Genomic DNA, 13,214 nt, shown 5'->3' on the forward strand with positions numbered 1-13,214 from the left:
CCCTCCTTTTCGGTGATGATCGGCTAACCGAAGCTTCAGGACGCGGAAACAGGTCCGAAACAGCCGCCGGTGCAGGATCGTGGGGTCGTCGCCCCCGCCCGGAAGGAGCCCGTGGCCTTGGTACTCCCGCTCGCCCCGCTGGAACCGGCCGCCCGCGGCGTCCCCGGGCACGACCGCTGGCACCCCGACATCCCGGCCGCCGCCGAAGTGATCACCGGGGGGTCGGTGCGGATGGACTGCCCGGCCCGCGCGCCCGGCGCCGAGCCGGTGCCGTGCGGCCCGCTGGTCGTGGTGGGCGCCGAGCCCGGCGACGTGATCGTGGTGGACGTGCTGGGGGTGGGCCGGGCCGACGGCCGGTCCGCGCGCGGCGGGCATCCGGGGCTGGTCGGCTGCGCCCCGGACGCCGACACGTCGTGCCGCGCCGGGGTGGTGCCGGGCGGCCCGGCCGAGGGGGCGCTGCCCGGCCGGGTCGCCCCCGGTCATCCGCCGTACGGGCGGGCCGCGGCGGAGGCGCTGCGCGGCGGGTCGCGCGGACGGCGGATCGCCTCGTGCGGCATCGCGCGCCTGACCGCCGGGTCCCGCATCCTGCTGCCGGTCCACGTGCGGGGCGCGAAGCTGTCGGTCGGGGACCTGCACTTCCCCGAGCCCGGCGCGCCGGACTGCCGCCGCGCGTCCGCGCCGGGCTGGATCGACCTGCGCGTGAACCTGACCCGCCAGGGCGTGACCCGCTTCCGCGTGACGGGCCCGACGCTGATGCCGTCGCCGGACTGAACCGAGCCCTCAGGTGCCGGGCACGTGGACCAGCCGGAACTGCTGTTTCACGCTCCCGTCGCAGGGCTTGTTGAAGGCCGCGGCCCCGTACACGGTGATGCATCCGAGGCCGCCGTAGTAGGACCGCCAGGTGATCGGCTTGCCCGCCCACATGTCGTCGTAGCCGGAGGGGATCCACGTCTGCCGCGTCGCGGAGTTCGGCTCCTGGTCCCAGTAGTCGCGGCAGTGGAACTGGCGCAGCAGCCCGCCGGCCGGGAGGGAGGCCATGACGCAGTGCTTGGAGTGCCGGTTCCTCAGCACTCGGAGGTTGCCCGCGCCCTCGATCTTCCAGTGCTGGGCCCCGTAATCGCCCTGGAGGCTCTGCACGATGGGGGCCTGGGCGGCCTTGGAGTGCTCGTAGGGCATCAGCGCCTTGCCCGAGCTCACACTGATGATCCAGTAGAACGGTCCGGGCTTGGCCGCGCGGGCCTCCGCGGCCGTGGCGCCGGGCCCGGCCGCCAGGCTCAGGCAGGCGGTCGCCGCCGTGAGCAGGGCGGCGCGGCGGCCCGTCTTCGATGGTCTTCGCATCCTGTCGCTCCTCGTGGTGTCGGGTGACAGGAGCATGGCCCGGCGCGGTGGGGCCGCGGATCGGTGGAGGCCACCGAGTTAACGTCCGCGGCCCGGCCGCGCGTTCAGCCGAGCAGGTCGGCGTTCACGCAGGTGGGGGCCTTGTCGGGGCCCTGGGTGCCCTCGGGGACGGCCGGGAGCTCGGCGTGCTGGACCCGGTATCCCTTACCCGACACGTAGCTGGTGAACGGGGCGGGGCCCATGTCCATCTGGGCGCAGCGCGGGTCGACCACGCCCCAGGAGAAGCCCATCCGGTCGTACCGGTCGCCGCGCGGGTCGTCGTGGACGGTGAACGTCATCCGCGCGCCCTTGGGCCACAGCCCTCCGGGGCTGGTCCCGGACACGACCGCGACGGGGCCGCCGGTCATGACGTAGTCGACGTTGACGGTGCCCCAGTTGTGCTCGCCGTTGGGGCCGGGGTGGTCGAAGCGGACGGTGCCGCGCGCCGCCCCGAAGACGATCTTCCCGTCGGCCACCTTGAACGGCTGGCCGTGGGCGTCGAACACGAAGCGGCGCAGCGGGTTCTGCGGATCGACGCTGTAGCGGACCCAGGCGTCGCCGGTGACATGGGCCTCCTTGGACTGAGTGGGTGACGGGGCGGGTGACGGGGCCTGCGGCTGGGCGGCGTGGGCGGAGCCGCCGGCGAGGGCCAGGGCCCCGGCGGTCAGGACGGCGGCGGCGATCGTGGTGCGCATGGTGTCTCCTCGGGTCCGTTGACGTGCCGCCAGCTTCGCAACGGACCCGGGGCGGGGGCTTCCCCCGCGCGGTCGAACGGCTCACCCGCGTGGGGGAGGGCGGTCAGCCCCCGCGGTCCTTCCTCTCGTGCCGGGCGATCAGGGTGTCGACCTGGACGCTGAGCTTCGCGCCGAGGGGCCAGCCGACGTAGTGGGTGAGGAAGATGGCGATCTCGCGGAGCTCGTCGGGGGTGAGCTCGCCGTTGTCGAGGGCGGCGGGGATCTGGATGTCGAGGACGTCGTTGAGGCCCTGGCCCGCGAGCATGCCGATCAGCAGCAGGCGGCGGTCGCGGAGGGTGAGGCCGTCGCGGGTCCACACCTCGCCGAACAGGTGCTCCACGGTGATGCCGAAGAAGTCGCCGGGGGCGTCGTCCATCTCCCAGCCGTAGACCCGGCGCATCATCTCCAGGCCGCGCCGTCTCCGTTCATCCACGGGGGTCCTCCTCGGGGAGGCCGAGCCCGGCGGCGAAGCGCCGCAGGGCGAGGCGGGCCAGCGGGGTGTCGACGTCCAGCTCGTCGGCCAGTTCCAGGGCGAACGCCAGGTCCTTCTCGCCGAGCGCGCGGACGTGGCGCAGGATGTCGTGGAGGCCGTCGGCGGGGTCCAGGGGCGCGGTGGTGTCGCGGAGCATGATGGAGCCGGGGCCACCGGTGATCGCGTCGGTGTGGCGGACGACGCGGGCCAGGTCGCGCAGCGGGACGCCGGACGCCTCGGCCAGCCGCTGGGCCTCGGCGGCGGCGGTGAACGCGACGAAGTGCAGCAGGTTGCGGGCGAGCTTGGCGCGGGTGCCCGCGCCGACCGGCCCCATGCGCAGGATCAGGCCGGCCCAGGCGCCGAACGGCTCGCGGCAGCGGTCGAACGCCTCCGGCGAGCCGCCGACCATGACCGCCAGGGTCCCGGCGGCCGCGCCCATGAAGCCGCCGCTGACCGGGGCGTCCACGACCTCGACGCCGTGCGGGCGGGCGCGTTCGGCCAGGCGTTCGGCGGTGGCGGCGCGGATGGTGGAGTGGACCGCGAGCACCGTGCCGGGGCGGGCGGCGGGCAGCAGCGCGGCGGCGACCTCGTTGACCTGGTCGTCGTCGCGGACCATGAGGGAGACCAGGTCGGCGCGCGCGGCGACCTCGGCGGGGTCGCGGGCGGCCCGCGCGCCCCTGGCGACCAGCGGCTCCATGGCCTCGGGGCGGGTGTCGTAGACGGTGAGGGAGGGGCCCGCCAGGTGCGTCGCCATCGGCGCGCCCATCTGGCCGAGGCCGACGAATCCGACGTCCATCAGCGGAACACCTCGCCGCCGTCCACGTTGAAGATCTGCCCGGTGATCCAGGAGGCCTCGTCCGACAGCAGGAACAGGCACATCCCGACCAGGTCCTGCGGGGTGCCCATGCGCTTGAGGGCGAGCCTGTCCCGGACGATCTTCTGGGACATGCCGCCGGGCACGACCCTCCGGTTGGCCTCGGTGTCGATGGGGCCGGGGGCGATGGCGTTGACGCGGACGTTCAGCGAGCCGAGCTCGTGGGCGAGCTGCTGGGTGACGCCGTTGACGCCGACCTTGGCCAGGCCGTAGAAGCCGGAGTACTGCCAGGCCGCGGTGGAGGACTGGTTGACGATGGAACCGCCGCCGCGCGCCCGCATGTGGGGGAGGACGGCGCGGGCGCACAGCAGCGCGCCGTCCATGTTCACCGCCATGAACCGCTTGTAGTAGTCCCAGTCCACGGTGAACAGGAAGTCCAGCTTCATCGTGCCGAAGATGGCGGCGTTGTTGACCAGGTGGTCGACGCCGCCGAAGCGTTCGGCGGCGGCCGTGGCCATCGCCTCCACCGACGCGGGGTCGGAGACGTCGGTGCGGACGAACAGGCCCTTGACGTCGTCGGCGACGGCCCGGCCGCGTTCGTCCACGTCGGCGACGACGACGTGCGCGCCCTCGGCGGCCAGCGCCCGCGCGTACGCCTCGCCGATGCCCTGCGCGGCGCCGGTGACGACCGCGACCTTCCCTTCGAACCGCACGCCCGAGCTCATGTGGTGCCCTCCGCGATGGCCTTGGTCTCCAGGTACTCCTCGAATCCCGCCACGCCCATCTCGCGGCCGATCCCGGACTGCTTGTAGCCGCCGAACGGGACGTCCGCGCCGTACCAGACGCCGCCGTTGACGCTGACGGTCCCGGTGCGCAGGCGCCGGGCGACGGCCCGCGCCCGGTCCGGGTCGCCGCCGTGGACCGCGCCGGACAGGCCGTAGGGGGAGTCGTTGGCGATCGCGACCGCGTCGTCGTCGCCGTCGTGCGGCAGGACGACCAGCACCGGGCCGAAGATCTCCTCGCGGGCGGCGCGGGCGTCGGCGGCGAGCCCGGTGACCAGGGTCGGCTCGATCCAGAAGCCCCGGTCCCGGTCCGCGGGCCGCCCGCCGCCGCACGCGAACCGCCCGCCCTCCTTCAGGGCGAGTTCGAGGTAGACCTCGACGCGGTCGCGCTGCCGGGCGGAGATGACGGGCCCGCAGACGGTGGAGTCGTCGTGCGGGTCGCCGGGGCCGAGCCTGCCCAGCGTCCGCGCGGTGATCTCGACGGCCTCGTCGTAGCGGTCCCTCGGCACCAGCAGCCGGGTGGTGATCGCGCATCCCTGCCCGGCGTGCGTGACCCCCGCGAACGCGGCGTAGGAGCAGGCGGCCTTCAGGTCGGCGTCGTCCAGCACGAGGAACGCCGACTTGCCGCCGAGCTCCAGGAAGACCTTCTTCAGGTGCTCGGCGGCCGCCCTCATCACCGCGCGGCCGGTGGCGGTGGAGCCGGTGAACGACACCAGGTCCACCCTGGGGTCGGCGACCAGCCGCGCGCCCAGCGCGTGGTCGGACGAGGTGACCACGTTGAGGACGCCGGGCGGGAGGTCGGTCTCCTCGGCGGCGAGCGTCCCCAGCGCCGCCGCGCACCAGGGGGTGTCGGGCGCGGGCTTGAGCACCACGGTGTTCCCGGCGGCCAGCGCGGGGCCGACCTTGGCGAGGTTGATCTGGTGGGGGAAGTTCCACGGCGTGACGGCCGCGACCACGCCGGCCGGCTCCCGCACGACCCGGCGCAGGCTGGGCATGCCCATCGGCTCGGCGCGCCCGAGGTCGGTCTCCCAGGCGTAGGACTCGGCGAGGTCGGCGAACCACCCCAGGTCCTCGACGGGGGCGTCGAGCTGGGCCCCGAAGGTGAGGAACCGCGGCGCGCCGGCCTCCCTGATCGTCAGCTCCCGCAGCTCGTCGGCGTGCCGCCGCAGCGCCTCGCGCAACTGCCGCAGGCAGCGCGCCCGCAGCGCGACGTCGGTGGACCACCCGGTCCCGTCGAACGCCCGGCGGGCGGCGGCGACGGCCCGGTCCAGGTCGCCGGCCGAGGCGTCGGCGGCGTGCCCGAGCACCTCCTCGGTGGCGGGGTCGATGGTCGGGAACGTGCGGCCGTCCGCGGCGGGGACCAGACGGCCGTCCAGCAACAGGGGGGACGGATCGGCAAGCAAGCGATCGTTTGTTCTGGACACGTGTCCAGACTACAGTTCGGGGCATGCCGGGACGCAAGGACCCTTCCGGAGAATTCGCTCCCGGCTTCCGCTGCGAGGACCTTTCCCGCGCGGCCCTGCCGGAGCCCGATACCAACCGATCGCTTGTTCTGGACAGGTGTCCAGACTACAGTTCGGGCCATGACGGAACGCGAGGACTACTCCGGCGAGTTCGACCCCGACTTCCGCTTCGAGGACCTGTCGAAGGAAGCCCTGGTCCGCCTGGTCCGCGAGTACGCGCTGATCCCCCAGATCCTCGACCGCTCCGGCCTCGCGGCCGTGGGCCTGCGGTACGGCCAGCAGGCGGTCGAGGAGATCGCCATCGAGGAGTGGAAGGGCGCCAGCCCCGTCTACACCGAGCGCATCCGCGAGATCATGAGGATCGAGGGGGACGGCGTCTCGGCCATCTTCAAGGCGCTCCAGCTCGATCCGGGGTTCACCTTCTCGTACATGGACGTCGAGTACGAGCTGGTCTCGGAGACCCACGGCTTCTTCCAGCTGCGCTCCTGCGGCGCGCTGCTGGACGTCGAGCCGTTCGGCGAGCGCTCCGTCAGGGGCATGTGCCACACGATCGAGGACGGCACGTTCGACATCACGGCCCAGGCGATCAACCCCAGGGCCCGCGTCCGGCCGGTGCACCGCCCGCCCCGCGTCCCGGCCGGACGGGTCCCGCACTGCCGCTGGGAGGTCGTCATCGACGACGAGACCCCGGTGCTGCCCGAGGCCGAGATCACCCGCATGACGCGCGGCACCACCGCCGCCCGCCACCGGTTTCCTCCGCTGCGTGACGGAACCCCGCACATTCCGGGAGATCTGAACAGTCCGGGTTAGCGACCATGTGAAAAGTTGATCTTTATCTTCATGATCGTTTCCTTCTACCGTGGCGCTGCCGGTGATCATTCCGGCGCGCGGGCCCGGCGGGCCCGTGGTGGGGTCGAAGGGAGCCCGAGATGAAGAAGCTTCTCCTCGTTCCGGCGGCGCTGGCCGCCTTCACCGCGGCCGGGGCCGGGCTGTCCGGCGTCGCGGCCGCCGACAGCCCGGCCGTCGCCGCCTGTACCACCGTCAAGGCGAAGGAGAACGTCCACATCCGGGCCTCGATGGGCGGCACGTCCCTCGGCCTGTTCTACAAGGGCACGACGGCCTGCTCCATGAGCCGCCACACGTCCGCGACCTCGTACACGGCCTGCGGGGTGACCAGCAAGACCTGGTACTACATCGACTACCGGGGCACGCGCGGCTACGTCGCGGCGACCTGCGTCAGCTACGTCTGAGAGCGTCCCGTGACGTGAGGCCCCCGGCGCCCGCCGGGGGCCTTCGCCGTCGGAGGGTGGTGACGCGCCTCACCAGAAGTGCCCGTTGTCCAGGGGTGACGTGCGGCGGTACCGTACTGGACGATTCGTCAATAAGTGGTCGCTTCTTCGTCGGGAGGCAGCGTGACCATCCCGTCCACCGAGCCGGGCAACCTCGTCCTCCAGGCTCGCGACGTGCGCTTCGACTGGTCCGAGGTGCCGTTGCACTGGATCCCGGGGGACCCGGTCGCCACCCACCTGATCAACGTGCTGCACCTGCTGCTCCCCGCGGGCGAGGAGTGGTTCGTCCGCGTGTTCAAGGAGGCCGTCCCCCACATCCGGGACGACCGGCTGCGCGAGGACGTGCTCGGCTTCATCGGGCAGGAGGCCGTGCACGCCTCCTCCCACGACCAGGTGCTCGACCACTTCCTCGGGCAGGGGCTGGACGTGCGGCCGTTCGTGCGGCAGGTCGAGTTCCTGTTCGAAGGGCTGCTCGGCGACCGGAACCTCACCGGGACCCGAGGACAGGCGTGGCTGTACGAACGCATCAGCCTCATCGCCGCGATCGAGCACTTCACCGGCGTGCTCGGCGACTGGATCCTCAACGCCACCGCGCTCGACGAGGCCGGGGCCCACCCCATGATGCTGGACCTGCTGCGCTGGCACGGAGCCGAGGAGGTCGAACACCGGCACGTCGCCCACGACCTGTTCATGCACCTGGACGGCTCCTACCCCGCCCGGCTGCGCGCCATGGCCGAGACGATCACCGCGCTGACCGCCCTGTGGCGGCGCGGCCACCGCTTCCTCATGGCCGCCGACCCGATCGTCCAGGGCCGGATCAGGGGCGGCCTGCACCACGTGCGGCGCACCGGGGCCGCCGGGCTCACCCCCGGCGGCCGCATGGTCGCCGCCTCCGTCGGACGCTACCTGCGCCGCTCCTACAGCCCCCTCAACGAGGGCTCCACCAGCCAGGCCCTGGCCTACCTCGCCTCCTCCCCGGCCGCCCGGGCGGCCCAGCGATGACCCCCGCCCAGATCCCGCCCGACCTGCGCGGACGCCGCGCCCGCGACCCGTTCTGGGTGGCCGCCAGCGCCCTGTTCAACGGCATCCAGCGCGTCCGCGCCCTCCGTACACCGGTCCTCCCGCCCGTCACCCCCGTCGACCGCACCCTCACCACCGTCGTCCGGGAGGCGCGCCAGGAGGCCGAGGACGTCGTCAGCCTCCGCCTGGCCGCCCCCGACGGGCGCGCGCTGCCCGCCTGGCAACCCGGCTGCCACCTGGACGTCCGGCTCCCCTCGGGACGCCGCCGCCAGTACTCCCTGTGCGGGGACCCCGCCGACCGCCGCACCTACCGGATCGCCGTGCGGCGGCTCCCGCACGGCGCGGGCGGATCGCTGGAGGCCCACACCCTCGCCGAGGGCGACCTCCTCACCGTCTCCGAACCGCGCAACGCCTTCCCGTTCCTGCCCCGGGACCGCTACCTGTTCCTCGCCGGAGGCATCGGCATCACCCCCCTCCTGCCCATGGTCCAGGCCGCCCGGCGGCTCGGCGCGGACTGGCGGCTGGTCTACACCGGGCGGACCCGCGCGTCACTGCCGTTCCTCGACGAGCTCCCCGCCGACCGCGTCGAGATCCGCACCGACGACGACCACGGCGTCCCCGACTGCGCCGAACTGCTCACCCGCGCCCCCGCCGCCGACGCCGCGATCTACTGCTGCGGCCCCGCCCCCATGATCGACGGCGTGCGCGCCGCGCTCGCCCCCCACGGCCCCGCCACCCTCCACTTCGAACGCTTCGCGCCCGCGCCGGTCGTGGACGGCCGCCCGTTCGAGATCGAACTGCGCCGCCGCGGCGTCACCCTGCGGGTCCCCGCCGACCGGACCGCGCTCGACGTCCTCACCGAGTACGACCCGGCCATCGCCCACTCCTGCCGCCAGGGCTTCTGCGGCACCTGCCGCGTCGGCCTCCTCGCCGGCGACGCCGACCGCCGCCACCCGGGCGACACCGACCCCGGCTCCCTGCTGGTCTGCGTCTCCCGGACCTCCGGCGGACGGCTCGTGCTCGACATGTGATCGGCGGATCCCCGGCACGCGCCCACATATGCCACGCTTGAGATGTTCGACCCACATCGAGGAGCGCGCACCGTGGAACGCCATGCCCCCCTGCCGGAACGCATCGGTCCCTACCGGGTCGTCGAACGGCTCGGCGAGGGCGGCATGGGCATCGTCTACGCCGGACTCGACCACGAGGGACGCAAGGTCGCCATCAAGGTGATCCGCCGCGAGTTCGCCGCCGACCCGCAGTACCGCGCCCGCTTCGCCGCCGAGGTCGGCGCCGCCCGCCGCGTCCGGCCGTTCTGCACCGCGCCCGTCCTGGACGCCGACCCCGGAGCCGACCCGCCCTACCTGGTCACCGAGTTCGTGGGCGGCCTCAGCCTCGACGCCGCCGTCGCCAAGGACGGCCCGCTGCGCGGCGCCGACCTGGAGGCCGTCGCCGTCGGCATGGCCACCGCCCTCACCGCCATCCACGACGCCGACGTCGTCCACCGCGACCTCAAACCCGCCAACGTGCTGCTGTCCACCTTCGGGCCCCGCGTCATCGACTTCGGCATCGCCCGCTCGGCCGGCGGCACCAGGCTCACCGCCACCGGCGGGATCATCGGCACGCCCGCGTTCATGTCCCCCGAACAGATCAACGGCCGCTCCGCCACCCCCGCCTCCGACGTGTTCGCCTGGGGCGCGACGGTCGCCTTCGCCGCCCGCGGCGAACAGCCCTTCCCCGGCCCCTCCCTCCCCGTGATCATCCACCGGATCGTCACCGGCGAACCCGACCTGACCGGCCTGAGCGGCACCCTGCTCACCGTCGTCCGCGCCGCCCTCGCCAAGGACCCCGACCGCCGCCCCACCGCCCAGGAGATCCTCGACCGCCTCATCTCCAGCGGCGCCCGCGACCCCCAGCCCGCCCCCACCCCCTCGACGCCGTCCCCACCCTCCACGCCCGCCCCGGCCGCCCCGCTCGCCGAGGGCGAGGCCGCCGCCCTCGTCGAACACCAGTACCGCCAGGCCGCCGGCGCGGGCGACCCCGCCGCCATGCGCAACCTCGGCGTCCTGCTCAGCCAGAGCGGCCGCGCCGACGAGGCCAACTACTGGTACCAGCGCGCCGCCAGCACCGAATCCCACCAGCCCCACCACCCCTACGGACAGCCGACCCGGGCACCCGACTACCGCCGGGAGACCCGGCCCGCCTACGGCAAGGCCCCCTACAACAGCGCGGCGGTCTTCTCCCTGACGTTCGGCGTCCTCAGCCTCTTCACCTGCGGACTCACCGCCATCCCCGCGATCGTCTGCGGCCACATGGGCTGGGTCCGCCACCGCCGCAACAGCGAACGCGGCGGCTGGATGTGCATCACCGGGATCGTCCTCGGCTGGCTGATGATCGGCCTCCTCGCCCTGGCCGCCTGGGGCTCCACCCTCCCCGACGAGCCGACCGCGTAAATCCCGTTGCGCGGACCCGCACCGCGCTGGCACCGTAGATCACGTCACCGCGACACGATGACTTCCCGAAAGGAGGACCGGCCGTGCGGCTCCACCTGTATCGACTGCCCAAGGCGTCGCTGACGAGCCCCGGCCGGTATCCCCTTCCCTGACCTTCCGGCCGCGTGCGAGAGCGACGCCGATCGCAGCAAACCCCACGCGGCTCTACCCCAACGGTACGAGGGGCCAGTCTCAGACACTGGACGATCTGGGTTCGAATCCCAGGAGCCGCACCATGCCCTCGTAGTCCAACGGCAGAGACACTCGGCCGAGATCCGAGAGGTTGCAGGTTCGAATCCTGCCGAGGGCACCAAGGGGCGGCGCCGGAGCAGGAGAGTCGGACTTGCCTGTAAAGCAAGCGCTTAACGCTGAGTGGGTTCGAATCCCACCCGCCCCACCGAATCCGCGAAGGCTGAGAACCGGGCCCGGCTTTGACTTGCTCCCCTATCGGCAGGGGAGTCCGGCCCTCGCGGGCTGGGTTTCCTGTTTCGTCGCCGACTGCGGAAGGGCGTGCCCTTGCCGTCTGATGTCAGCTCCACAGGCTGTCACCGCTCGACCAGCGGCCAGGATGTTCTTGGCCGCGTTGAGGTCCCGGTCGTGCCGGGTGCGGCAGGAGGGGCACGTCCAGTGCCGGGTGGACAGGGTCAGTGTCTTCAGCAGATGTCCGCAGGTCGAGCAGGTCTTGCTGGAGGGGAACCAGCGGTCGATCACTGTCAGGGTGCGTCCGGTGCGGGCGCACTTGTAGTCGAGCTGGCGGCGGAACTCGCCCCAGCCGCAGTCGGCGATGGCCTTGGCCAGCCGCCGGTTGCGCATCATGTTGGTGACCGTCAGGTCCTCGATCACGATGGTGTCGGCCGAGCGCACCAGACCAGTGGTGGTGCGGTGCGGGAAGTCCTGTCTGGCGTTGCGGACTTTGCGGTGGGCGCGGGCGACCTTGGCCTTGGCCTTTTTCCGGTTGGCGCTGCCGGGCTGCTTGCGGGCCATCCGCCGTTGGTAGCGGGCCAGGTTACGGGCTTTGCGCTCCAGGTGGCGGGGGTTGGGGAGGCGGTCGCCGTCGGAGGTGGTGGCGAAGTGTTTGATCCCCAGGTCGACACCGATGGCATGTCCGACCTGGGGGAGCGGGTCGGGGGCATGGGTGTCGACGGCGAAGGTGATGTACCAGCGGCCGTCGGGTTCCCGCGAGACGATCACCATCGTCGGATGCAACGTGGCCGGGTCCACGTCCTCGAACGACCACACGAACCGCAGCGCGGCGGTGGTCTTGGCCAACGTCAGTTTTCCGTCGCGCATGCGGAACGCGGCGCGAGTGAAGTGGGCGCTCTGCCGTCCGTTGCGGGATTTGTAGCGAGGGTAACGGGCATGCCCGGCGAAGAAGCTGGTGAATGCGGCGTGCTGGTGGCGCAACGTCTGTTGCAGCGGCACCGACGACACTTCGTTCAGGAACGTCAGTTCCTCGGTCTTCTTCCAGGTGGTGAGCTGGGCGTCGGTCTGCTTGTAGGTGGTGGGTTTTCCCTCGTCGTGCCAGCGGCGGTGGCGTGCGGCCAGGGTCTTGTTCCCTATCAGGCGTACGCATCCGAACGTGCGGCCGAGTAGGGCCGCCTGTTCGGGGTCGGGATATGCCCGACATTTGTACGCTGTTCTCACGTGCTCATTCTTGTATGGCTGTTCATGATCGTGTGAGGAGACCACTGGATTGCGGGCGCGGTTGGACGGCGGTCACGGCGAGGGCGTGGCCGCCGTTGTCGCGCACGGAGCCATGTGCGCCTGGTGAGATCAGATTCGCTGGAGGGCGGCGGGGTGACGGGTCTCGATCAGGGGGAGGAGGGTGGTCAGGGCCAGGAGGGCTCCGGCGATCGCGCCGGACGTGTCCACCAGGTGGTTGGTCTGGGTGCTCATGAAGCCCGTGGTGAACGCCGCCCCGGTGCCCACCCACGCGGCGACCAGGGCGGGCAGCAGGCGGGTGCCCCGGCGGTGGACCACGCCCAGGGCCCCGGCCGCGCCGAGGATCGCCAGTGTCCCGCCCACCGCGACGAACGTCTTCTGCGCCGCCGTCTCGAAGATCGTGTCGCCGGTGAGGACCCATCCGACGCGGACGAGCGCGTAGCCGATCGTCGCGGCGGCGGCGGTGTTGGCCAGCAGGACCTGGAGGGGGCGGGTCGTGCCGTCGGCGAGGTCGGCGGCGCGCATCGTGAACACGTCCGCCCAGCGCACGCGGGCGTACAGGACGAACGCCGTCAGCAGCCCGATCGCCTGGACGGTGAAGCCCCCGTAGACGACGGCGAACACCCACGGCTCGCCGTCGGCGCCGGGGGACTCGGGGATGGGGGAGCCGCCGACCAGTGCCTGGACGGTCAGGCCGACGGGCATGCCCAGCGCGATCGGGGCGAGCAGGCCGGTGCCCACCCAGATCGGGACCAGCACCAGCCAGGCGGGGACACGCTGTCCCCAGGGGTAGGTGAACGCCAGGGCGACGAGGATCGCGACCAGGTCCATGCCCGCGGTGACGGCGTTGCCCGCGACGTACTCGGGCGTGGTCATGTCGGTGGAGCCGAAGCCGATGCTGCTTCCCGACAGCCACATGACCTTGAGGAACAGGTAGGGGACGCAGGCCGCGATCGTCGTGTGGCAGGCGATGAGGCGCGCCCGCCACAGGCGTTTGTCGTTCGTCATGGGGCCAGCGTCGTGCGCGGCGGGGGGTCGGCGCCTCCCGCTGGCTGGGGAGCCGCCTCCCCTGTGCGGGGGAGCGGTGATTTCCGCCGGGAGGCGTGGTC

14 protein-coding genes and 3 tRNA genes are annotated in these 13,214 nt (G+C 72.6%); 9 read left to right on the forward strand and 8 right to left on the reverse strand.

The features are described from left to right. Positions 1–111: 111 nt before the first annotated feature. Entirely contained in the window at positions 112–771 is a 660-nt protein-coding gene (locus HNR61_RS04440) for an acetamidase/formamidase family protein (protein ID WP_312897766.1), read from the forward strand. A 9-nt stretch (positions 772–780) separates the two neighbouring features. Here the strand turns inward: HNR61_RS04440 and HNR61_RS04445 are convergent, their stop codons facing one another. The 6 genes from HNR61_RS04445 to HNR61_RS04470 all read right to left on the reverse strand — a co-directional run bounded on the left by HNR61_RS04445 (position 781) and on the right by HNR61_RS04470 (position 5,582). Further along, complete coding sequence (locus HNR61_RS04445) at positions 781–1,338, reverse strand: RICIN domain-containing protein (protein WP_182841754.1); 558 nt, start codon at positions 1,336–1,338, stop codon at positions 781–783. Between the two features lie 104 nt (positions 1,339–1,442). Continuing rightward, positions 1,443–2,072 (reverse strand): hypothetical protein, encoded by a 630-nt coding sequence (locus tag HNR61_RS04450; protein ID WP_182841755.1) that lies wholly within the window; start codon positions 2,070–2,072, stop codon positions 1,443–1,445. A gap of 103 nt (positions 2,073–2,175) precedes the next feature. Beyond that, complete coding sequence (locus tag HNR61_RS04455; protein ID WP_182841756.1) at positions 2,176–2,544, reverse strand: carboxymuconolactone decarboxylase family protein; 369 nt, start codon at positions 2,542–2,544, stop codon at positions 2,176–2,178. After that, a complete protein-coding gene (locus tag HNR61_RS04460; RefSeq protein ID WP_182841757.1) occupies positions 2,537–3,379 on the reverse strand; it encodes an NAD(P)-dependent oxidoreductase in 843 nt (280 codons plus the stop codon). Before HNR61_RS04460 ends, HNR61_RS04455 begins: the two co-directional genes overlap by 8 nt. After that, positions 3,379–4,122, reverse strand: coding sequence for an SDR family oxidoreductase (locus tag HNR61_RS04465; RefSeq protein ID WP_182841758.1), 744 nt, complete (start codon positions 4,120–4,122; stop codon positions 3,379–3,381). Before HNR61_RS04465 ends, HNR61_RS04460 begins: the two co-directional genes overlap by 1 nt. Next, the gene (locus HNR61_RS04470; protein WP_182841759.1) at positions 4,119–5,582 is read right to left on the reverse strand and encodes an aldehyde dehydrogenase; all 1,464 of its coding nucleotides are present in this window, start codon (positions 5,580–5,582) and stop codon (positions 4,119–4,121) included. The genes HNR61_RS04465 and HNR61_RS04470 overlap by 4 nt, the downstream gene beginning before the upstream one ends. A gap of 180 nt (positions 5,583–5,762) precedes the next feature. Here HNR61_RS04470 and HNR61_RS04475 point away from each other — a divergent pair, with 180 nt between their 5' ends. The 8 genes from HNR61_RS04475 (at position 5,763) to HNR61_RS04510 (ending at position 10,840) form a co-directional block, all read left to right on the forward strand. Next, positions 5,763–6,452, forward strand: a complete 690-nt coding sequence (locus HNR61_RS04475; RefSeq protein WP_182841760.1) for a hypothetical protein — start codon at positions 5,763–5,765, stop codon at positions 6,450–6,452. Between the two features lie 119 nt (positions 6,453–6,571). Then, positions 6,572–6,892 (forward strand): hypothetical protein, encoded by a 321-nt coding sequence (locus HNR61_RS04480; protein WP_182841761.1) that lies wholly within the window; start codon positions 6,572–6,574, stop codon positions 6,890–6,892. A 162-nt stretch (positions 6,893–7,054) separates the two neighbouring features. Next, complete coding sequence (locus tag HNR61_RS04485) at positions 7,055–7,933, forward strand: metal-dependent hydrolase (RefSeq protein ID WP_182841762.1); 879 nt, start codon at positions 7,055–7,057, stop codon at positions 7,931–7,933. Further along, positions 7,930–8,982, forward strand: a complete 1,053-nt coding sequence (locus HNR61_RS04490) for a PDR/VanB family oxidoreductase (protein ID WP_182841763.1) — start codon at positions 7,930–7,932, stop codon at positions 8,980–8,982. The genes HNR61_RS04485 and HNR61_RS04490 overlap by 4 nt, the downstream gene beginning before the upstream one ends. A 72-nt stretch (positions 8,983–9,054) precedes the next feature. Next, complete coding sequence (locus tag HNR61_RS04495) at positions 9,055–10,404, forward strand: protein kinase domain-containing protein (protein WP_182841764.1); 1,350 nt, start codon at positions 9,055–9,057, stop codon at positions 10,402–10,404. Between the two features lie 198 nt (positions 10,405–10,602). Beyond that, positions 10,603–10,679 (forward strand) — tRNA-Leu (locus tag HNR61_RS04500). A gap of 1 nt (position 10,680) precedes the next feature. Beyond that, a tRNA-Leu gene (locus tag HNR61_RS04505) sits at positions 10,681–10,756 on the forward strand. A gap of 1 nt (position 10,757) precedes the next feature. Continuing rightward, positions 10,758–10,840 (forward strand) — tRNA-Tyr (locus HNR61_RS04510). Positions 10,841–10,887: 47 nt separating this feature from the next. Here HNR61_RS04510 and HNR61_RS04515 read toward each other — a convergent pair. Together HNR61_RS04515 and HNR61_RS04520 are read right to left on the reverse strand one after the other, a co-directional pair. Beyond that, entirely contained in the window at positions 10,888–12,087 is a 1,200-nt protein-coding gene (locus tag HNR61_RS04515) for an RNA-guided endonuclease InsQ/TnpB family protein (protein WP_182841765.1), read from the reverse strand. Positions 12,088–12,216: 129 nt separating this feature from the next. After that, complete coding sequence (locus HNR61_RS04520) at positions 12,217–13,113, reverse strand: hypothetical protein (RefSeq protein ID WP_182841766.1); 897 nt, start codon at positions 13,111–13,113, stop codon at positions 12,217–12,219. Positions 13,114–13,214 lie beyond the last annotated feature (101 nt).

The sequence above is a fragment of the Actinomadura kijaniata genome, assembly GCF_014138665.1.
In the GTDB taxonomy this organism is placed as follows: domain Bacteria; phylum Actinomycetota; class Actinomycetes; order Streptosporangiales; family Streptosporangiaceae; genus Spirillospora; species Spirillospora kijaniata.